Genomic DNA, 20,394 nt, shown 5'->3' with positions numbered 1-20,394 from the left:
GAACGGTTGGCAACGAAAGCGGGCGGTCCGCTCGCAACCGAGTCGGGCGGTTCGCCCGGCCTCTCTTTTATGTACGGCTTCGGCGCAAGCGGATCGTCGCTGAAGTCGGTTTTTCTTTGCCTGCAGACGGAGCGCCGCGCGCTTTTTCGTTCGTCAAATTTTACAAACCCTGCTGCCGTACTATACAATAAACGAATAGAAGCGAGAGATGGAGGTGTTCGGCGTGAACGGAAAGAAAAAGGAGACGGTCGTTCCGCTTTTGCCGCTGCGTGGGCTGCTCGTGTTTCCGACGATGGTGCTCCATTTGGATGTCGGGCGCGAGAAATCGGTCAAAGCGCTCGAACAAGCCATGGTTGAGGATCATATGATTTTGCTGACGTCGCAAAAAGACGTTGCCATCGACGAACCGGACATGGATGACTTATATAAAATGGGAACGATCGCGCGCGTCAAGCAACTTCTAAAACTCCCGAACGGCACGTTCCGCGTGCTTGTCGAAGGCGTCGCTCGGGCGCTCATTACGGAAGTGATCAGCGAGGAGCCGTACTTTCTCGTCAAAGTCGAAAAGTTTGCTGATCGGGCGGCGAAAGATTTAGAAGATGAGGCGCTCAAGCGGACGATGCTTGAATATTTCGAGCAGTACATAAACTTGTCCAAGCGGCTGTCGGTCGACATTTACGCCTCGATCGTCGACATCGATGAGCCGGGGCGAATGGCGGACATCATCGCCTCGCACTTGCCGCTTAAGCTTGAGGAAAAGCAGCGCATTTTAGAAACGATCGACGTGAAAGAGCGCCTCAATAAAATCATCCAAATTTTGCACAACGAAAAAGAAGTGCTCCAGCTTGAGAAAAAGATCAGCGCCCGCGTCAAGCAGTCGATGGAGCGGACGCAAAAAGAGTATTATTTGCGCGAGCAAATGAAGGCGATTCAAAAAGAGCTTGGCGAAAAAGAAGGAAAAACGGGCGAAGTCGAGGAGCTGAAAGAAAAAATCGAGGCGGCCGGCATGCCGGAGCATGTGAAACAAACGGCATTGAAAGAGCTTGACCGCTATGAAAAAATTCCGGCGACCTCAGCGGAAAGCGCAGTCATTCGCAACTACCTCGATTGGCTCATCGCCTTGCCGTGGTCGAAAGAAACGGAAGACATCCACGACATTAAGCGGGCGGAAGCGATTTTAAACGAGGAGCATTACGGGCTCGATAAAGTGAAAGAACGGGTGCTTGAATTTTTATCCGTCAAGCAGCTGACGAAATCGTTAAAAGGTCCGATTCTTTGCCTCGCCGGACCGCCGGGGGTCGGCAAAACGTCGCTCGCCCGCTCGATCGCCAAAGCGCTCGGCCGCCGCTTCGTCCGCGTTTCGCTCGGCGGCGTCCGCGACGAATCGGAAATTCGCGGCCATCGCCGCACGTATGTCGGCGCCATGCCGGGACGCATTATCCAGGGGATGAAAAAAGCAGGCACGATCAACCCCGTCTTCTTGCTTGATGAAATCGACAAAATGTCGAGCGATTTCCGCGGCGATCCATCGGCGGCCATGCTGGAGGTGCTGGATCCAGAGCAAAATCATACGTTCAGCGACCATTACATTGAAGAGCCGTACGATCTATCGAAAGTCATGTTTATCGCCACGGCCAACCATTTGGCGGCGATTCCGCAGCCGCTCTTGGACCGGATGGAAGTGATCCACATACCAGGCTACACAGAAGTGGAGAAGCTGCATATCGCCAAGCGGCATTTGCTGCCGAAACAAATCACCGAGCACGGGCTGAAAAAGGCGGCGTTGCAAATTCGCGATGACGCGATGCTCGATATCATCCGCCATTATACGCGCGAAGCCGGGGTGCGGGAGCTTGAGCGGCAGCTCGCCGCTATCTGCCGAAAAGCGGCCCGCCTCATCGTTTCCGGCGAGAAAAAGCGGGTTGTGATCACAGAAAACAATCTTGAGGAATTTTTAGGGAAGCGAAAATACCGCTACGGCCGAGCGGAGGCGGAAGACCAAGTTGGCGTGGCGACCGGGCTGGCGTATACGGCGTTTGGCGGCGATACGCTCGCCATCGAAGTGTCGCTCGCGCCAGGCAATGGGAAACTCGTGCTGACCGGCAAGCTCGGCGATGTCATGAAAGAATCAGCGCAAGCGGCGTTCAGCTACGTGCGGTCGCGCGCTGAGGAGCTTGACATTGATCCGAAGTTCCATGAGAAATATGATATTCACATCCACGTTCCGGAAGGAGCGGTGCCGAAAGACGGGCCATCGGCCGGCATTACGATTGCGACCGCACTCATTTCCGCTTTGACGGGCAAGCCGGTGAGCCGCTTTGTCGGCATGACCGGGGAAATTACGCTGCGCGGCCGCGTTCTTGCGATCGGGGGGCTGAAAGAGAAAACGTTAAGCGCCCATCGTGCCGGATTGAAAACCGTCATTTTGCCGAAAGACAATGAAAAAGATTTGGCTGACATTCCGGAAACGGTGAAGCGCGACTTGCGCTTTGTGCTTGTCTCTCATCTCGATGAGGTGCTGCCGCACGCGCTGGTGGGGTGGAAGCGATGAATGTGAAGAAAGCAGAGCTTGTGACCAGTGCCGTCAAGCCGGAACAATATCCGGACGGCGGACGGCCGGAGGTGGCGCTCGCCGGCCGTTCGAACGTCGGCAAATCATCATTCATCAACAAAATGATCAACCGGAAAAACTTGGCGCGCACCTCCTCAAAGCCAGGGAAAACGCAAACGTTGAATTTTTATTTGATTAACGACTCGTTTTACTTTGTGGACGTGCCAGGTTATGGGTTCGCCCGCGTGTCGAAGCAGGAGCGGCAAAAATGGGGGAACATGATGGAGACGTACTTTACGACGCGCGAGGTGCTGAAGGCGGCGGTCCTGCTCGTTGATTTGCGCCATCCGCCGACGAAAGACGATGTGATGATGTACGAGTTTTTAAAACATTACGAGATCCCGGTGATCGTCATTGCGACGAAAGCGGATAAAGTGCCGCGCGGCAAGCATCAAAAACACGCGAAAATCGCGCGCGAGACGCTGCGGATGGCGGACGGCGACCCGCTCATTTTGTTTTCCGCCGAGACCGGACAAGGGAAAGACGAAGCATGGGCGGCGCTTTTGCCGTTTGTGGCCTCATGACGAAAACACCAGCGATTCCGCTGGTGTTTTCACTTCCAAGGCTATTTTCGCCTAGTCCATAATATATAGACGCCGATGGCGATGAGTCCGAGCGGCCAAAACTTCCAGACAGAGGAAAGTCCGGCTTGGACGAGGTGAAAGAATGGCTGGCCGCGCCCGGAAAACGTCAGCACGACAGCGAGAAGCAAAAAAAGCACGCCAAAGCCGGCCCCGCCTTTTTGTTTGCGGCTGCTGGCGAAAAAAGCGAGCGCGATGAGGAAAAAAAACATGTTCACGCCGCGGGGCCAGGCCGAAAATGCACTCGCAAGGAGCAGTTCAACGCCAAATCCGAGTAAAAGAAAGCCGGGGAAAAGGTAAGCATATTCGCGCGCTGAATGCGCCTGGCCAAGCAAAGCCGCGCCGCAAATGGCAAGCAAGGCCGGCCACCCTTGGAAGAAATGGAAAAGGGGGGATTCCAACTGTCCGGCGAGAAAATACAGCCCGAGGCCGATGAACAAGATGCCGGCGAATACCGTTCGGGTTTTCATGATCGTCGCGTCCTCCGTTTCCCTTTTGGACATGTTTATGATAGAATGATCACTGTCTACAGTTTAGCATAGCTTTGGAGGCATGTTCACAATTTTTTCAAACCGGAACGATGGACGGTTGTGATATAATGATGGAAGGGATTCGGTCAATAAGGGGGATGGCATCGTGCAAATCGTAGTCGTTGGCGTCGACTATAAAACCGCCCCTGTAGAAATCCGCGAAAAGCTCGCGTTTGCGGAAGCGGAACTCGGTGCGGCGATGAAACAGCTCGCCAAGCAAAAAAGCGTGCTCGAAAATGTGATCGTCTCGACGTGCAACCGGACGGAAGTTTATGCAGTGGTTGATCAACTGCATACCGGCCGTTACTATATGAAAGCATTTTTAGCCGAATGGTTTGGCGTCAAAGTGGAAGCGATTGCTCCGTATTTGCGTGTGCTTGAAGGAGAGGCGGCCATCAAGCATTTGTTCCGCGTGGCGGCCGGCCTTGATTCGATGGTGCTTGGGGAAACGCAAATTTTAGGGCAAGTGAAAGACAGCTATTTGCTCGCTCAAGAGGTCGGGACGAGCGGCACGATTTTCAATCATCTGTTCAAGCAGGCGGTGACGTTTGCGAAGCGCGCCCACTCGGAAACGGGCATCGGTGCGCACGCTGTATCGGTCAGCTATGCGGCGGTTGAGCTGGCGAAGAAGATTTTCGGCCGCCTTGCCGGCAAGCACGTCTTGATTATCGGGGCCGGCAAAATGGGGACGCTGGCGGCGCAAAACTTGTACGGCAGCGGCGTTGGCAAAGTCACAGTCGTCAACCGGACGCTTGAAAAAGCGAAACAGCTTGCGAAGCAGTTTGCCGGCGAAGCGAAGCCGCTCAGTGAGCTGTCGTGTGCGCTTCTGGAAGCGGATATCGTCATCAGCTCGACGGGAGCCAAAGGCTATATTTTGACGAAGGAAATGGTGGCGCCGCTTGAGAAAATGCGCAAAGGCCGCCCGCTCTTTATGGTTGACATCGCGGTGCCGCGCGATTTGGATCCGGCGTTGGCTGATTTGGAAACGGTGTTTTTGTACGACATTGACGATTTGCAAGATGTGGTGGCGGCCAACTTGGCGGAACGGCAAAAGGCAGCGGCTCGCATTGAAATGATGATCGAAGCGGAACTGATGGCGTTCAGCCAATGGCTGCAGACGCTCGGCGTCGTGCCAGTCATTGCCGCATTGCGCGAAAAGGCGCTGGCCATCCAAGCGGAAACGATGAAAAGTTTGGAGCGGAAACTGCCGCATTTGTCGGAGCGCGACTGGAAAGTGTTGAATAAGCATACGAAAAGCATTATTAACCAGCTGCTCCGCGATCCGATTTTGCAGGCGAAGGAACTCGCCGCCGGCCCGAATGCCGAGGAGGCGCTTTTGCTGTTTATGAAAATTTTCAATATCGAAGATGCGGTGAAAGCGCAGCAGCAAGGGATGAAACGGGAAGAAACCGTGCGGAACGACCGGCAGCAAGCGGAAGCGGCCCGCCCATCGTGGCAGCTGTAAGGTGGGATGGTTGTGGCGCCGTTGTACGAACTGTCGATTTTGCTTTACATTGCGTCCATCCTGCTATACTTCATTGATTTTTTGCAGCAAAACCGGAAGGCGAACGACATCGCCTTCTGGTTGCTTTCTATTGTGTGGCTTTTGCAGACCGTGACGTTTGTTTCCCGCATCATGGAGACGAAGCGCTTTCCGATTTTAACGATGTCGGAAGGGCTTTATTTTTACGCTTGGCTGCTCATTACGCTGTCGCTCGTGATCAATCGGCTGCTGCGCGTTGATTTTATCGTTTTTTTCACGAATGTTCTTGCCTTTTTTATTTTGGCCATTCACACGTTCGTGCCGTCGTCGCAGTCGCCGGCCATCGCCGAACGGCTCGTCTCGGAGCTCTTGATCATCCATATTACGCTCGCGCTCGGAGCATACGCCGCGTTTTCGTTGTCCTTTATTTTTTCGGTGCTGTACATGTTGCAATACAGTTTGCTGAAAAGAAAAAAATGGGGGGCGCGCCTATGGCGGATGGCCGATTTGGCGAAGCTCGATTTTTTGTCGTATGTTTTAAATTTGCTCGGTTTGCCTATGTTGTTACTAGGGCTGATTCTCGGCGTCATCTGGGCGTACATCCAAATTGACCACTTCCATTGGTATGACGCGAAAGTGCTCGGATCGTTTGTCGTTCTTCTTGTTTATGGCATCTACTTTTACAAACGGGTCGTCCGGCAGATGCAAGGAAAGGCGATCGCGTTATGGAACATCGGCTCGTTTTTATTTTTGCTTGTCAACTTTTTCTTGTTTGGCAGTTTGTCAAAATTTCATTTTTGGTATGCGTAACTGGGGAGGAACGAAATGCGGAACATTGTCGTTGGCTCGCGGCGCAGCAAGCTTGCCTTGACCCAGACGAAGTGGGTGATCAACGAATTGAAACAGCTTGGGGCGCCGTTTACGTTTGAAGTGAAAGAAATCGTCACGAAAGGAGATCGGGTGCTTGATGTTACGCTCTCGAAAGTCGGGGGCAAAGGGTTGTTTGTGAAAGAGATTGAGCATGAATTGCTCGCCGGCGGCATCGATATGGCGGTCCATAGCATGAAAGATATGCCGGCTGTGCTGCCCGAAGGTTTAGTGATCGGTGCGGTTCCGCGCCGCGAAGATGCACGCGATGTGCTTGTCAGCAAAGGAAACCGGATGCTCTCCGACTTGCCGCCTGGGTCGGTCATTGGCACGAGCAGCTTGCGCCGTTCGGCGCAGTTGCTTGCCTATCGCCCGGATTTGACGATCAAATGGATTCGCGGCAATATTGACACAAGGTTGGCGAAGCTCGAAAGCGAAGAGTACGATGCGATCGTGCTGGCGGCGGCGGGTCTTGCGCGCATGGGTTGGGGCGATGACGTCATCAGCGACTATCTTCCTTTTGATGTCTGTGTTCCGGCGGTCGGCCAAGGGGCGCTGGCGGTCGAATGCCGGGAGGATGATGACGAATTGCGCCAATGGCTCAGCCGGTTAAACGACGAGCAAACCGAGCGGGCTGTTCGGGCGGAGCGCACCTTTTTGCAGCAAATGGAAGGCGGCTGTCAAGTGCCGATTGCCGGCTACGCTGAAGCAGACGGTGGCATGGTGCGCCTCACGGCCCTTGTCGCTTCACCGGATGGAAAAGAAAAGTATAAAGAAATGGTAACGGGCGCCGATCCGGAGGCCGTCGGCCGGCAGGCGGCCGCTGTCTTGATCGAACAAGGGGCGAAAGCGCTCATCGAGCGGGTGAAACAGGAGTTGAGCCAATCATGACACACAGCGCGCTCGCCGGCAAAACGGTGCTTGTGACGCGCGGCAAAGAGCAGGCGGCATCGTTTTCTGCCAAGCTGCGCGCTGTCGGCGCCGTGCCGGTCGAGATCCCGCTCATTGCCATCCGACCGGCGGCGCCGGAAGAAATCGCTTCTATGGTTGAGCGGCTTGGCGAATACCGTTGGCTCGTTTTCACAAGCGCGAACGCCGTCCGCTTCTTTTTTCCACATGTTTCGTTGCCGCGGCCGCTGCCGGAGATGGCTGTCGTCGGCCGGAAAACAGCGGCGGCGCTCGCCGAGCATGGTCTTTCCCCGGCGCTCGTGCCGGATGATTACACCGCTAGGCGGCTGGCTGACTTGCTCATGCCGCGCGTCAAACAAGGCGACCGGGTGCTGTTTGTCAAAGGCAATTTGGCGCGCCCGACCTTGCCTGAGGCGTTGCGAAACGCCGGCGCCGCGGTCGACGAGCTCACGGTGTATGAGACCGAGCCTGATGAAAGCGGCCGGGAGCGGTTGTTGTCGCTGTTGCGCCGGCGGGAGCTTGATGCGGTCACCTTGATGAGCCCGTCGGCGGTTGACAGCCTTGTCCGCCTTCTCGACAAAGAAGCGGATGCCCTTCTTTCCGGTGTTGCGGTCGCCTGCATCGGACCGGTGACGAAAGAAGCGGCCGAGCGGGCGGGCATTCCGGTCCATATTTGTCCGACGGATTACACCACGGATGGTATAATCAAAGCGATGGAACAATATTTTTCCATGGAGGGACGATGAATGGCACTGTCATTTGACCGCCATCGCCGTTTGCGGCAAACGGCTGCGATTCGGGCGATGGTGCGTGAGACGCATCTTCGTGTCGAGGATCTCATTTATCCGCTGTTTGTGGTCGAGGGAAGCGGCATTAAGCGGGAAGTGCCGTCGATGCCAGGGGTTTACCATTTATCGCTTGACCGTTTATCCGAGGAAGTGGACGACATCGCCAAGCTTGGCATTCCCGCCGTCATGGTGTTTGGCGTGCCGAATGAAAAAGATGAAGTCGGTTCGCAGGCGTATTGCGAAACAGGGATTGTTCAGCGGGCGATCCGCCAAATCAAAGCCGAACACAAAGATCTAGTCGTCATTGCGGATACGTGTTTATGTGAATATACGAGCCACGGCCATTGCGGCGTCGTCGAAAACGAGCGCGTGCTGAACGACCCGTCGCTCGAGCTCCTCACCAAAACGGCGGTGAGCCAAGCGCAAGCCGGCGCCGACATCATCGCGCCGTCGAACATGATGGACGGCTTTGTCGCCGCCATTCGCCGTGGGCTTGATGAAGCAGGGTTTGAGTATGTGCCGATCATGTCGTATGCAATCAAATACGCTTCGGCGTTTTACGGCCCGTTCCGTGATGCCGCCGACAGCGCGCCGCAGTTTGGCGACCGGAAGACGTACCAAATGGATCCGGCCAACCGCCTTGAGGCGTTTCGCGAGGCGGAGTCGGATGTCAAAGAAGGCGCTGATTTCTTGATGGTGAAGCCAGCGCTTGCCTACATGGATATTATCCGCGACGTCAAAAACCGTTTTCCGCTTCCGCTTGTCGCCTATAACGTGAGCGGCGAGTATGCGATGGTCAAAGCGGCGGCGCAAAACGGCTGGATCGATGAGAAGCCGGTCGTCATGGAAATGTTGACAGGGATGAAACGGGCGGGCGCGGATTTGATCATTACGTATTTTGCCAAAGATGTCGCCCGCTGGCTGGCTGAATAGAGAGGAGGGCGGAATGATGCGGAGCTATGAACGGTCAAAGGCAGCATACGAAGAAGCGGTGAAATTGATGCCGGGCGGGGTGAACAGCCCGGTGCGCGCCTTCAAGTCGGTCGGGATGACGCCGATTTTCATGGCGCGCGGCCAAGGAGCGAAAATTTACGATATTGACGGCAATGAGTACATTGATTACGTACTGTCATGGGGGCCGCTCATTTTAGGGCATGCCAACCCGCAGGTCGTGGAAGCGTTGAAGCGCGTGGCGGAACAAGGGACGAGCTTTGGCGCTCCGACATTGCTTGAAAATGAGCTCGCCAAGCTCGTGATTGAGCGGGTGCCGTCGGTGGAAATCGTGCGGATGGTCAACTCCGGCACCGAGGCGACGATGAGCGCCCTCCGCTTAGCGCGCGGCTACACGAAGCGCAACAAAATTATCAAATTTGAAGGCAGCTACCATGGCCATGGCGATTCGCTGCTCATTAAAGCCGGCTCTGGCGTGGCGACGCTCGGCCTGCCGGACAGCCCGGGCGTGCCGGAATCGGTCGCCCAGCATACCATCACGGTGCCGTACAACGATTTGGACAGCGTCCGCTATGCGTTTGAGCGGTTTGGCGAAGACATCGCCGCGGTGATCGTCGAACCGGTCGCCGGCAACATGGGCGTCGTTCCGCCAGTGCCTGGCTTTTTGGAAGGGCTGCGCGAGGTGACGAAACAATACGGAGCCTTATTGATTTTCGACGAGGTCATGACCGGGTTCCGCGTCGATTACCACTGCGCCCAAGGGTATTATGGCATTGAGCCGGATTTGACGTGCCTTGGCAAAGTGATCGGCGGCGGCTTGCCGGTCGGGGCGTACGGGGGCAAAGCCGAGATCATGGAGCTTGTCGCGCCGAGCGGGCCGGTGTACCAAGCCGGCACGCTCTCCGGCAATCCGCTCGCCATGACGGCCGGGTACGAGACGCTACGCCAGCTGACGCCGGAAACGTACGAAGAGCTTGGCCGCAAAGCGGCGCGCCTTGCGGATGGGCTTCATCAGGCAGCAGAGAAATACGACATCCCGCATACGATCAACCGCGCTGGGTCGATGATCGGCTTTTTCTTCACGAACGAGCCGGTGGTCAACTACGAGACAGCGAAAACGTCCGACTTGGAGCTGTTTGCCGCCTATTATCGGGAAATGGCGAATGAAGGCATTTTCCTGCCGCCGTCGCAATTTGAAGGGCTGTTTTTGTCGACGGCGCACAGTGATGATGATATTGAATATACGATTGCCGCTGCTGAGCGGGTGTTTGCCCGTCTGCGCGGATAAGGAAAGGGGCTGCCGACCGTCGGCAGCCCAATTTTTTATCATACCGCCTCGTTTCCGTTCATACAATGGATAATGTCATAGAAACCATTTGCCAAAGGGACGGAAGGAGGAGGCCCGGTTGGAGCAATCGTATTTGCGTTTTTCATTGGAAGAATCGGTCTGGTTTAAAAGAGGACAGGAAGTCGCCGAGTTTTTATCCATTTCTCTTGATCCGGTCATTTCCGTCGATGAGTACGACCAATATATTACGATCCGCGGCGCGCTTGAGTTGAGCGGCGAATTCCGCCAAGCGGGCGAAGGGCAGGCTGAAGCGGATGACGACGTGTTTGAGCTGGCTGGTTATCGGTTCATTCAGCACATTTCGGTGCGCGAAGACGGGATCAGCGAACTGTCGCACCGCTTTCCAATCGATATTACGATTCCAAAAAACCGCATTCGTTCCCTTGAGGATGTGTACGTGACGGTTGAATCGTTTGATTATGATTTGGATGAAAACGGAAGATTGCTGATCACTGCCGACATTTCGATCAGCGGCATCAGTGAAGCGCCGCTTGGCGATGATTTGCCGGACGATGAGGAGGACGATGAGCCGCTGTTTGCCCCGTTTGAATCGATCGCCCGCAAGGAAGCGGCCGGTGAGGAAGCGTTTGCTTCCGTGGATGATCTCACCGATGAGGCGGATGAACAGCCGGCTTTTGCCGCCGACGAAACGACGGTTTCCGTCATGGAGCCGGCCGCCATGCGTCATGAAGAAACGGAGGCTGAGGAAGAAGAGGAGGCCAAAGAGCCGTTTTTGCCGCTTGAGACGGAAACGAAGGCGGTCAGCGCACAGACGGAGGAAGACATCGCTTCGCTGCTGCCGCCAACTGAGGCGAAGGTATCGATCGGGGCGACGAAAAAGGCGGTTGAGGAAGAAGAGGAAGAAGAAACGAAAACAAAAAGCGAAAATGCGCTTTACTTGACGAAACTGTTTGCGAAAAGCGAGGCGGAAGAGTTTACGAAACTGAAAATTTGCATCGTCCAGCAAGGAGATTCATTGGACAAGATTGCCGAACGGTATGATGTGACCGTCTCGCAGCTTTTGCGCGCCAATGATTTGGAAAGCCCAGATGACGTGCACGAGGGGCAGCTTTTGTATATTCCGGCCATGGCGGGAAGCCGTCCTTTCTCATAAAAGGGACGCTTTCCGTTTCTTTTGCCGATAAGGGGGCGTAACAAATGGCCGCACAGGCTGACCGATATGATGCTGTGCTCGTCCAGTATGGGCTTCGTCCAGTGCGCATGGAGCAGCGAGGCAAAGCCGTCAAGGTATACACGAACCGCGGCGTTTTCGCTTTAAAGACGCTTGAAAGCGAGCAAGAAGCCGCCGCCGTTTGGCAGTCTCTTCAGCATGGCGGCCCCCGTTGTCTCCCGCTTTACCTGACGCGGCGGCGGTCGCTGTTTGCCACAGAAGGCGGCCGTCTTTATTATTTGCAAGCATGGCATGACGGCGAATCAAAGGTGGAGAAGGATGCCGTGGACGCCTTTTTTCGCGAGCTCGCCCGCCTCCATCGCACCACCGTCCGCACGATCGAGGTGAGTGAGGAAGAGGCGGCGGCGTACCGAAAGAAAAAAAAGGACGAATGGCAACGGGCGCGGACGGTGTGGGAAGAACGGATTGAGCGGTACGAAGCGGCGTGGTACATGTCTCCGTTTCAGCTCCAATGCTGCACGTATTTTCATGAGGTGATGCGCGCGTACTCGTTCGCTGAAGAACGGCTCGATGTGTGGGAAGAGACGCTCAAAGAGACGAAGCAATGGCGCATCGCTTGGGTGCACGGCAAAGCGCGCCTCTCCCACTATATCCCGCCGTATTGGATCAGTTGGGAGCGGGCGCATTGGAATTCGCCGCTCTTTGATGTGATCGCCGCGCTCCGTTTTCACGTACAGACAATGCCGCCGCTTGGGCGCGAGTGGCTTGAAGGAATGGAGGAGTACGAGAAGGAGTTGCCGCTGTCCGACGGGGAGCGGGCGTTTTTATACAGCCATTTGGCGGAGCCGCGTGGGTTTGTCCGCTGTTTGGAGCGGTATGAGGCCGCTTCGCGAAACGAGCGGAACGAACGGGAATATGTGGCCGCGTTGCAGCGTCGTTATTTGGCGTTCAAAAATATGGAGGCGCTCGTTATGCACCTTGTCCAACGCGACGCCGTGCGGCAGCAGGAAGAAGCGGTAGACAACGAACCGCCGGCGGATGAAAGCAGCAATGATTAAATGGGTTTTGAATGCAGCCCAAACAAAACGGCGTCGCACTAAATCCATTCCAGATGGAGCGCCACGGCAATGAAAACGAAGATGGCCAATAAAATGACATCAAACGTCGTTGGCAGAAAAATGGTGCGGATCGCTTGAAAAATGGTGAGCGGGATGATCACTTGGGCGCAGACGGCGCGCACTTGCCTCAGCCACGGCGGCCACGAATACGGGTTGAATCGCCGCATCGACATTCCCTCCTTCTCCGGTTTACTATACAATATGAAACGTGCGATGGTTTGTCACCAAATGCACACGGATGGAATAAATAAATAAAAACTTGGCAAAGATGATGGACAATGGTAGTATAATAATCGAACCATGATGACAAAAGCGAAGACGGGGAGGAGTACAGCGGTCCGCGCCTGCAGAGAGGGGAATCAGAAGCTGCGAGATTTCCTAGGATGACGGCTGCTGGAAGGTCGCCCTTGAGCTGCTTCTTTGAAAGGCGCTGCTGCCGAGTAGAGGAAGCCGGCATCATGCCGTTATGCCAATGAAGCGCTTAAGCCTTTGGGCTTAAGAAAAAAGGTGGTACCGCGAAAGCAGCTCCTTTCGTCCTTTTGGGATGAAAGGGGCTTTTTTGCTTGCCGGCTGTGCGGCATTGCTCAATGGGAAGCCGCCGTCGGCCGCATTGTCCATCATGTTGAAGGAGGGAAATGAAACATGGCACAGCACGAAGTGTCGATGCCGCCCAAATACGACCACCGCGCGGTCGAAGCGGGGCGCTACGAATGGTGGCTGAAAGGAAAATTTTTTGAAGCGACCGGTGATCCGAACAAACGACCGTTTACGATCGTCATTCCACCGCCCAACGTCACCGGCAAACTGCATCTGGGGCACGCGTGGGATACGACGCTGCAAGACATCATTACGCGCATGAAGCGGATGCAAGGGTATGACGTTTTGTGGCTTCCGGGAATGGATCACGCCGGCATCGCCACCCAGGCGAAAGTGGAGGAAAAATTGCGCAGCCAAGGGCTGTCGCGCTATGATTTAGGCCGGGAAAAATTTTTAGAAGAAACGTGGAAGTGGAAGGAAGAATACGCCGGCCATATTCGCAGCCAATGGGCGAAGTTGGGGCTTGGCCTCGATTACACGCGCGAGCGGTTCACACTCGATGAAGGGCTCTCAAAAGCGGTGCGCGAAGTGTTCGTCTCGCTCTACCGGAAAGGGCTTATTTACCGCGGCGAGTACATCATCAACTGGGACCCGGTGACGAAAACCGCTTTGTCGGACATTGAGGTTGTTTATAAAGAAGTAAAAGGCGCGCTCTACCATTTGCGCTATCCGCTCGCCGACGGCTCCGGCTGCATTGAAGTGGCGACGACCCGTCCGGAAACGATGCTCGGCGATACGGCCGTTGCCGTGCATCCGGATGACGAGCGGTACAAGCACTTGATCGGCAAAATGGTGAAACTGCCGATCGTTGGCCGTGAAATTCCGATCATTGCCGATGAGTACGTCGACATGGAGTTCGGCTCCGGGGCGGTCAAAATTACGCCGGCGCACGACCCGAACGACTTTGAAATCGGCAACCGCCACAATTTGCCGCGCATTCTTGTCATGAACGAAGACGGCACGATGAATGAAAACGCCATGCAATACCAGGGGCTTGACCGGTTTGAATGCCGGAAGCAAATCGTCCGCGATTTGCAAGAGCAAGGCGTTTTGTTCAAAATCGAAGAGCACGTGCACTCCGTCGGTCATAGCGAACGGAGCGGCGCGGTCGTTGAGCCGTATTTGTCGACGCAATGGTTCGTGAAAATGAAGCCGCTCGCCGAAGCCGCCATCAAGCTCCAGCAAACCGACGGCAAAGTGCAGTTCGTGCCGGAACGGTTTGAAAAAACGTATTTGCATTGGCTTGAGAACATCCGCGACTGGTGCATTTCACGCCAGCTTTGGTGGGGGCACCGGATTCCGGCGTGGTACCATAAAGAAACAGGCGAAATTTACGTCGACCATGAACCGCCAGCGGACATTGAAAATTGGGAACAAGACCCGGATGTGCTTGATACATGGTTCAGTTCGGCGCTTTGGCCGTTCTCGACAATGGGATGGCCGGATGTGGAATCGCCGGATTACAAGCGCTACTACCCGACCGATGTGCTTGTCACCGGCTATGACATCATTTTCTTCTGGGTGTCGCGCATGATTTTCCAAGGGCTTGAATTCACCGGAAAGCGTCCGTTCAAAGACGTGCTCATCCACGGCCTCGTCCGCGACGCCCAAGGGCGGAAAATGAGCAAATCGCTCGGCAACGGCGTCGATCCGATGGATGTGATCGACCAGTACGGCGCCGATGCGCTCCGCTATTTCTTGGCGACCGGCAGCTCGCCGGGGCAAGACTTGCGCTTCAGCACCGAAAAAGTCGAAGCGACGTGGAATTTTGCCAACAAAATTTGGAACGCCTCGCGCTTTGCCTTGATGAACATGGGTGGCATGGCGTACGAGGAGCTTGATTTGAGCGGCGAAAAAACGGTCGCCGACCATTGGATTTTAACGCGTCTCAACGAAACGATCGATACGGTGACGAAGCTCGCTGAGAAATACGAATTCGGCGAAGCGGGGCGTACGCTGTACAACTTTATTTGGGACGACTTGTGCGACTGGTATATCGAAATGGCAAAGCTGCCGCTGTACGGTGATGACGAGGCGGCGAAAAAGACGACACGTTCGGTGTTGGCGTATGTGCTCGACAACACGATGCGCCTGCTTCACCCGTTCATGCCGTTCATTACCGAGGAAATTTGGCAAAACTTGCCGCATGAAGGCGAATCGATCACCGTCGCTCCGTGGCCGCAAGTGCGCCCTGAGCTGTCGAACGAAGAAGCCGCGGAAGAAATGCGGATGCTCGTCGACATCATCCGCGCCGTCCGCAACGTCCGCGCCGAAGTGAACACGCCGCCGAGCAAGCCGATTGCGCTCTATATTAAGGTGAAAGATGAACAAGTGCGGGCGGCGCTCATGAAAAACCGCGCCTATCTTGAGCGGTTCTGCAACCCGAGCGAGCTCTTGATCGATACAAACGTTCCCGCGCCGGACAAAGCGATGACGGCGGTCGTCACCGGCGCCGAGCTCATCATGCCGCTTGAAGGATTGATCAATATTGAGGAGGAAATTAAGCGGCTTGAAAAAGAGCTTGACAAATGGAACAAAGAAGTCGAGCGCGTCGAAAAGAAACTGGCGAACGAAGGATTTTTGGCGAAAGCGCCGGCTCATGTCGTCGAAGAAGAGCGGCGCAAGCGGCAAGATTACATGGAAAAACGCGAAGCCGTCAAGGCGCGCCTCGCCGAGCTCAAACGGTAGACAAACGATCTAGCTGTTGATTATGATGAAGACGAATCCGCTTGCGGGCGGGTTCGTCTTTTTCGATAGGGATGATGATGCCGAAGGAACATGCCTTCGACATATACGATCGAGTCTTGGCCCCGATTGCCGCATGAAACCGGAAGCAGGACAAGACAACAACGAACAAGGAGGAGGATGAACATGGTTCGAACTTATGACGAAGCGGTCTCCTGGATTCACGGGCGGCTGCGGCTCGGCATGAAACCGGGATTGAAACGGATGGAATGGATGATGGAACAACTCGGCCACCCGGAACGCCGCGTCCGCGCCGTCCATATCGGGGGAACGAACGGCAAAGGGTCAACGGTCGCCTATTTGCGCTCGATTTTGCAGGCGGCGGGCTATTCGGTCGGCACGTTCACCTCGCCGTATGTCGAGCAGTTTAACGAACGAATCAGCATAAACGGCCAACCGATTCGCGATGAAGAGATCGTAGAGCTCGTGCAAACGATCAAACCGCTTGCGGACGAATTGGAACAGACGGAACTTGGCGGACCGACCGAGTTTGAAGTGATCACGGCGATGATGTTGTATTATTTCGGCAAACAAAACATCCAAGACATCGTGCTCATTGAAGTCGGGCTCGGCGGCCGCTTGGACTCAACCAACATCATTTATCCGCTCCTTTCCGTCATTACGAACGTCAGCTACGATCATATGAACATCTTAGGCGATACGCTCGATCAGATCGCCGCGGAAAAAGCGGGGATCATTAAATCAGGGATTCCGCTTGTGACAGCGGTCAACGAGCCCGAGGCGTGGGATGTGATCGCCAAGACGGCGGCGGAGCGGAAAGCGAAAACATATCGTCTCGGCGTTGATTTTACTGTAACAGACTGGAAAACGATCGCCGAAGGAGAGCAGTTTTCCCTCGCCACGCCGTTTGCCGAATACCGCGATTTGCGCATTCAAATGCCCGGCGCCCATCAAGTCGACAATGCGGCGGTGGCGGTGATGGCGGCAGAATTGTTGCGCCTTGGCTATTCGTTTTTAATCGAGCCGGAGCATATCGCCGATGGGCTGGCCACTGCTGCTTGGCCCGGCCGGTTTGAGCGGGTGAGCGGCAAACCGCTCATCATTCTCGACGGCGCCCATAACGAAGCCGGCATTCGCTCGCTCGTGGAGACGGTGCGCGCCCATTATCCTGACAAACGCGTCCATGTCTTGTTCGCCGCGCTGACAGACAAGCCGCTGGAGCGGATGATTCAACGGCTTGATGAGCTCGCGGATACGATCACGTTTACCACGTTTGATTTTCCGCGCGCGGCAGCGGCGGAACAGTTGGCGGACCTTTCGTCCCATCCGCAGAAAGCGGTGACAGGTGATTGGGTCGGCTGGATCAGTGAAAAGAAAAACCAAATGGGGAGCGATGAGTTGATGCTCATTACAGGATCGCTTTACTTTATATCTGAAGTGCGAAAACGTTTAAAAAAATAATGCCAAGCGATGAAAAGGATTGATATAATGGAAGAAAGATAGTTCTTTTGGCGCGGGAGGGGAGGCGCATGAAGCGGTGGTGCGGCCAACTGTCATGTTGGTTGCTGTTGTTGTTAATTGTGAGTGTATTACCGATTAGAGCGGGTGTCGCTCACGCTGATCAGCCGGAAGGGAAGATTACTTTCGTTTCGGACGAGAAAATTGAAGGATGGGCAACGGCCCCGGGAAGCGGCGATGGGAGAGGCAATAGCATTCGCTTTTTCGATGTCCACATCCAGTTGAAAGGAGCAAACGGCACTGCGGAAACCTATCGCGTTGGTGCGGTAGAAGTGCCGGCGGACCGGAACGGAGAGAAAAAATACACGTTTTCGCTCGATATGCGCGGCAAGTGGCCATCGGCTCCGGAGGCAACGGCCGTTTACGAAATCGTTGTGGACGCTTACCGGATTTTAGGAAATGAACAAAAAGACTTGTATTTCTCATTCCCGACGCCGCCTTATGAATATACGAAGCCAAATGAAGCAAGCAATGCCAAATTGGATTTTTCCATCACCTCCTCACAGCCGGAGTATGCAAAACCGCCAAACGGCGATGCCGAAGGCCGGCTTGACATTACGTTGACGCCGCAAGGAAAGGTAGATTCGCCCGTTCGCCCGCCGATTGATGTCGTCTTTGTGTTTGACATTTCCGGCTCGATGACATGGGCGAAGCTTGAAAGCGCCAAAGCGGCGCTTCGGTCGGCGATCGATTATTTTAAAACCCATTCGAATCCGAATGACCGCTTTGCGCTTATCCCGTTTTCCGATACAGTGAAAAACGTTGTTCCCTTTTCTTATAAGGCGAATGTCGCCGATCAGCTTGAGGAAATTCGATCAGCCGGCAACAGTTTACCGGCTGGCGGCGGGACGAACTATTCGGCGGCGTTGTCGCTCGCCCAGTCGTATTTTAACGATCCAGAGCGTAAAAAATATATCATTTTTCTGACTGACGGGATGCCGACAGTGCTCAATGTAACGGAACCGATCACATACTGGGAAGTGGAACGGCTTCTTTTGCTCTATTACTATACAGGGAAAAAAATAACGGAATCGCTGCCGTTAACGTATGAATTGTATGTAAGCGGAACGGCCGGTATTCGTTTTATTGATAATAACGGGTTCTCTCGCTTATTCAAAAGTGATGGATGGGATTATGTGGAGGATTCCATCATTCCTCTTGGCAAGAGTCGATATCCGTTTACTTACATTGATACAGAAACAAAAATTCGCAACCATGCTCTTACCATCGCCAAAACACTTGGTTTAAACAATATAACCCTTTACTCCATCGGTTTTGGCACAAATGATGACATTGATATGGGCTATTTGCAAAGCTTGTCGGCAACAGCTGGGGGCGAGGCGAAACGCGGGACAACGCAAAACTTGACCGAGCTGTTTCAAACATTTTCACAGCTGGCAACAACTCCAGCGCTCACTGGGACGGTGCGCATCCCGCTTTCCTCCTTCGCCGGCAAAGTTGAGATCAAAGAAAGCGGGCAAGTATGGCTGGACGAAAATAAACAAAACGCCTACATTTCCTTTTCGATTCCGTATCAAATCGGCCAGCCAGCGCCGCCTCCGATCACCATTCCGGTTTTCGCGTCATTTAAAGAAAAGGGGACGTATACGTTTACCGCCGAACTGACATATCGCGACGTATACGGGCAATTGCAGCCGACGGCCACCAAATCGGTCACCGTGGTGGTAAAAGATGAAGTACCGCCGTCGTTTACCGGAACAGTTGCGCTTCAAGGAGTGAGCCGCGATGTCGGCAGCTTAATTAAACACGGGGCATCGAACGGAGATGACAACCGGTTCCAGGCCGTCTATTGGTTGACGCCAACCGGCTATGTCGGCGGCGCTTCCGGCACGATCAGCGACATCGCGCTCATTCAGCCGCTTCCGGATGGCATCACTGTCCTGCCCGGGGACAACGTAACGACCTATAGCCAAGACGGCGTCCGCTATGCGAAGATTACGTTCCCGAATCGGACGATTGATTACTCGCAGCTTGGCCGCACAACGTTATCGGCGCGGCTGACGATGCAAGCCGATTGGGCGATGGATAGCGTGCAGCTGCTGCCAGCGGCCGTGGCGTTTACCGACAGCCGCTACGGCGAACGGATGTCGGCGTTAACGCCGCCTGCCGAGCGGATTGGCATGAAAGTGCGGCTTGACGATTTTCCTAATTTTTATTATGAGGGAGACCAGCGCGGATTAATATCCAAATGGGAAAGATTTGGAGAAACAACAAATGTCGTCGGGACGACGAAGCATCCGAACGACTACGGCTTGCTGATGATGCCCATCAAGGCGCTGCAGTACGATGCGGACGATGACGGGGTGCTGCTCGTCACGTACAGCGATGATCGGACAGTGCGCATCTATTTGAAACCGCATTTGTCGATTGAAACCGCAAACGGTCCGGCGGAAAACGGCGCCATGGTGAACGAGGCGCCAACGGTGAAGGTAATCGGGCTTGTCGCCGGCGAAGAGGTGGCGTACGACTACCAAATCGTGCGCAACGGTTCGACTTCGGACTGGCAGCCGCTCGCTTCGCCGTATGCGATTTCCATTTCCGATGATGGAGAGTATATCGTGTCCGTGCGCTCCGATGGCGGGTTGACGCGCGGAGACGGGACGGCGAGGGTGTCATTCCGCTACGTGAAGCTCGTTCGCGAACTGGCGCTTGGCGACTACGAAGAGACGATGAACGTCCACGACACGCAGACGATCCCAGTGACGGTCATCCCAAGCGATGCGACGAACAAAACGCTTGAGTGGACATCAAGCGATCCGGATGTCGCTTCCGTGGCCGATGATGGAACAGTGACAGCGCTCAGACCGGGAACGGTGACGATCACCGTTCGCTCGACCGATGGCGGCAACGCGTCGGCGACGGCGACGATCACCGTTCGCGATCCGTACATGCCGCTTGAAGGGATGGCGTTCCGCAGCACGGTGCTTTATATGACGGTAGGCGAGCGTCTTGAAGTGGTGCCGCAGCTTCGCTTTACACCGAGCAATGCGACCGATCAGCGCATTCGTTCGGTTGAATCGTCTGCTCCAGAGTATGTCAACGCCGTCAACAAAAACGGCACATGGTATTTAGAAGCAAACGATGTCGGCTATGCGACGGTGACAGCGACAGCCAATGCGGCAACCGCAGATGGGAAGCCGATTCGAGCAACGGTGACCGTCATCGTCCGTGACCGGACATCGGATAGCGGCGGAGGCGGAAGCGGCAGCAGAGGGCGCTGGTAAAAAGCAGAGT

At 54.9% G+C, this 20,394-nt stretch carries 15 protein-coding genes and 1 other annotated feature; of the genes, 13 read left to right on the top strand and 2 right to left on the bottom strand.

Translation table 11 applies throughout. The annotated features are described in order from the left end of the window. The first annotated feature begins 208 nt into the window (after nt 1–208). Nucleotides 209–2,551 carry an endopeptidase La gene (lon, locus tag GZ1_RS04675; protein WP_031212304.1) on the top strand — a complete coding sequence of 781 codons (2,343 nt, stop codon included), beginning with the start codon at nt 209–211 and terminating at the stop codon, nt 2,549–2,551. Then, nucleotides 2,548–3,135 (top strand): ribosome biogenesis GTP-binding protein YihA/YsxC, encoded by a 588-nt coding sequence (gene yihA / locus GZ1_RS04670; protein WP_013144582.1) that lies wholly within the window; start codon nt 2,548–2,550, stop codon nt 3,133–3,135. The genes lon and yihA overlap by 4 nt, the downstream gene beginning before the upstream one ends. Nucleotides 3,136–3,176: 41 nt before the next feature. Here the strand turns inward: yihA and GZ1_RS04665 are convergent, their stop codons facing one another. Further along, nucleotides 3,177–3,662 (bottom strand): LiaI-LiaF-like domain-containing protein, encoded by a 486-nt coding sequence (locus tag GZ1_RS04665; protein WP_011232124.1) that lies wholly within the window; start codon nt 3,660–3,662, stop codon nt 3,177–3,179. Between the two features lie 166 nt (nt 3,663–3,828). On the opposite strand from GZ1_RS04665, the gene hemA reads away from it, so the two are divergent. From hemA to ysxE, 8 genes are all read left to right on the top strand, one after another. Then, the gene (gene hemA, locus GZ1_RS04660; protein ID WP_060788000.1) at nt 3,829–5,187 is read left to right on the top strand and encodes a glutamyl-tRNA reductase; all 1,359 of its coding nucleotides are present in this window, start codon (nt 3,829–3,831) and stop codon (nt 5,185–5,187) included. A 6-nt stretch (nt 5,188–5,193) separates the two neighbouring features. After that, entirely contained in the window at nt 5,194–6,015 is an 822-nt protein-coding gene (gene ccsA, locus GZ1_RS04655) for a cytochrome c biogenesis protein (RefSeq protein ID WP_060787999.1), read from the top strand. A 15-nt stretch (nt 6,016–6,030) separates the two neighbouring features. After that, nucleotides 6,031–6,963: a hydroxymethylbilane synthase gene (gene hemC, locus GZ1_RS04650; protein WP_020754245.1), complete on the top strand. Its 933-nt coding sequence runs from the start codon at nt 6,031–6,033 to the stop codon at nt 6,961–6,963. Beyond that, the gene (locus tag GZ1_RS04645; RefSeq protein ID WP_060787998.1) at nt 6,960–7,727 is read left to right on the top strand and encodes a uroporphyrinogen-III synthase; all 768 of its coding nucleotides are present in this window, start codon (nt 6,960–6,962) and stop codon (nt 7,725–7,727) included. The genes hemC and GZ1_RS04645 overlap by 4 nt, the downstream gene beginning before the upstream one ends. After that, on the top strand, nt 7,728–8,702 hold the full coding sequence (gene hemB / locus GZ1_RS04640; protein WP_013144588.1) for a porphobilinogen synthase: 975 nt from the start codon (nt 7,728–7,730) through the stop codon (nt 8,700–8,702). 16 nt (nt 8,703–8,718) lie between these two features. After that, entirely contained in the window at nt 8,719–10,008 is a 1,290-nt protein-coding gene (gene hemL, locus GZ1_RS04635; RefSeq protein WP_013144589.1) for a glutamate-1-semialdehyde 2,1-aminomutase, read from the top strand. Between the two features lie 118 nt (nt 10,009–10,126). Continuing rightward, nucleotides 10,127–11,182, top strand: coding sequence for a stage VI sporulation protein D (gene spoVID, locus GZ1_RS04630; protein ID WP_060787997.1), 1,056 nt, complete (start codon nt 10,127–10,129; stop codon nt 11,180–11,182). A gap of 44 nt (nt 11,183–11,226) precedes the next feature. Next, nucleotides 11,227–12,258 carry a spore coat protein YsxE gene (ysxE, locus tag GZ1_RS04625; RefSeq protein ID WP_060787996.1) on the top strand — a complete coding sequence of 344 codons (1,032 nt, stop codon included), beginning with the start codon at nt 11,227–11,229 and terminating at the stop codon, nt 12,256–12,258. Between the two features lie 38 nt (nt 12,259–12,296). On the opposite strand, the gene GZ1_RS04620 is transcribed toward ysxE, so the two are convergent. Continuing rightward, complete coding sequence (locus tag GZ1_RS04620) at nt 12,297–12,485, bottom strand: YszA family small membrane protein (protein ID WP_011232115.1); 189 nt, start codon at nt 12,483–12,485, stop codon at nt 12,297–12,299. A 139-nt stretch (nt 12,486–12,624) separates the two neighbouring features. Then, nucleotides 12,625–12,860, top strand: a binding site (T-box leader). Between the two features lie 100 nt (nt 12,861–12,960). On the opposite strand from GZ1_RS04620, the gene GZ1_RS04615 reads away from it, so the two are divergent. From GZ1_RS04615 to GZ1_RS04605, 3 genes are all read left to right on the top strand, one after another. After that, on the top strand, nt 12,961–15,603 hold the full coding sequence (locus tag GZ1_RS04615; RefSeq protein WP_060787995.1) for a valine--tRNA ligase: 2,643 nt from the start codon (nt 12,961–12,963) through the stop codon (nt 15,601–15,603). A 183-nt stretch (nt 15,604–15,786) separates the two neighbouring features. Beyond that, nucleotides 15,787–17,082 (top strand): bifunctional folylpolyglutamate synthase/dihydrofolate synthase, encoded by a 1,296-nt coding sequence (locus GZ1_RS04610; protein WP_060787994.1) that lies wholly within the window; start codon nt 15,787–15,789, stop codon nt 17,080–17,082. 68 nt (nt 17,083–17,150) lie between these two features. Then, nucleotides 17,151–20,384: a vWA domain-containing protein gene (locus tag GZ1_RS04605; RefSeq protein ID WP_060787993.1), complete on the top strand. Its 3,234-nt coding sequence runs from the start codon at nt 17,151–17,153 to the stop codon at nt 20,382–20,384. The last annotated feature ends 10 nt before the right edge of the window (nt 20,385–20,394 follow it).

Source organism: Geobacillus zalihae NBRC 101842 (assembly GCF_001544135.1).
GTDB classification, from domain to species: Bacteria; Bacillota; Bacilli; order Bacillales; family Anoxybacillaceae; genus Geobacillus; species Geobacillus zalihae.
This window is presented reverse-complemented; position numbering and strand designations above follow the sequence as displayed.

Bases quoted from the DNA above. Each gene is read 5' to 3' on its own strand.
- GZ1_RS04605 (WP_060787993.1), top strand. From the start codon at position 17,151: ATGAAGCGGTGGTGCGGCCAACTGTCATGTTGGTTGCTGTTGTTGTTA.
- lon (WP_031212304.1), top strand. From the start codon at position 209: ATGGAGGTGTTCGGCGTGAACGGAAAGAAAAAGGAGACGGTCGTTCCG.
- GZ1_RS04615 (WP_060787995.1), top strand. From the start codon at position 12,961: ATGGCACAGCACGAAGTGTCGATGCCGCCCAAATACGACCACCGCGCG.
- hemC (WP_020754245.1), top strand. From the start codon at position 6,031: ATGCGGAACATTGTCGTTGGCTCGCGGCGCAGCAAGCTTGCCTTGACC.
- ccsA (WP_060787999.1), top strand. From the start codon at position 5,194: ATGGTTGTGGCGCCGTTGTACGAACTGTCGATTTTGCTTTACATTGCG.
- GZ1_RS04610 (WP_060787994.1), top strand. From the start codon at position 15,787: ATGGTTCGAACTTATGACGAAGCGGTCTCCTGGATTCACGGGCGGCTG.
- GZ1_RS04620 (WP_011232115.1), bottom strand. From the start codon at position 12,485: ATGCGGCGATTCAACCCGTATTCGTGGCCGCCGTGGCTGAGGCAAGTG.
- ysxE (WP_060787996.1), top strand. From the start codon at position 11,227: ATGGCCGCACAGGCTGACCGATATGATGCTGTGCTCGTCCAGTATGGG.
- yihA (WP_013144582.1), top strand. From the start codon at position 2,548: ATGAATGTGAAGAAAGCAGAGCTTGTGACCAGTGCCGTCAAGCCGGAA.
- GZ1_RS04665 (WP_011232124.1), bottom strand. From the start codon at position 3,662: ATGAAAACCCGAACGGTATTCGCCGGCATCTTGTTCATCGGCCTCGGG.
- hemL (WP_013144589.1), top strand. From the start codon at position 8,719: ATGCGGAGCTATGAACGGTCAAAGGCAGCATACGAAGAAGCGGTGAAA.
- GZ1_RS04645 (WP_060787998.1), top strand. From the start codon at position 6,960: ATGACACACAGCGCGCTCGCCGGCAAAACGGTGCTTGTGACGCGCGGC.
- hemB (WP_013144588.1), top strand. From the start codon at position 7,728: ATGGCACTGTCATTTGACCGCCATCGCCGTTTGCGGCAAACGGCTGCG.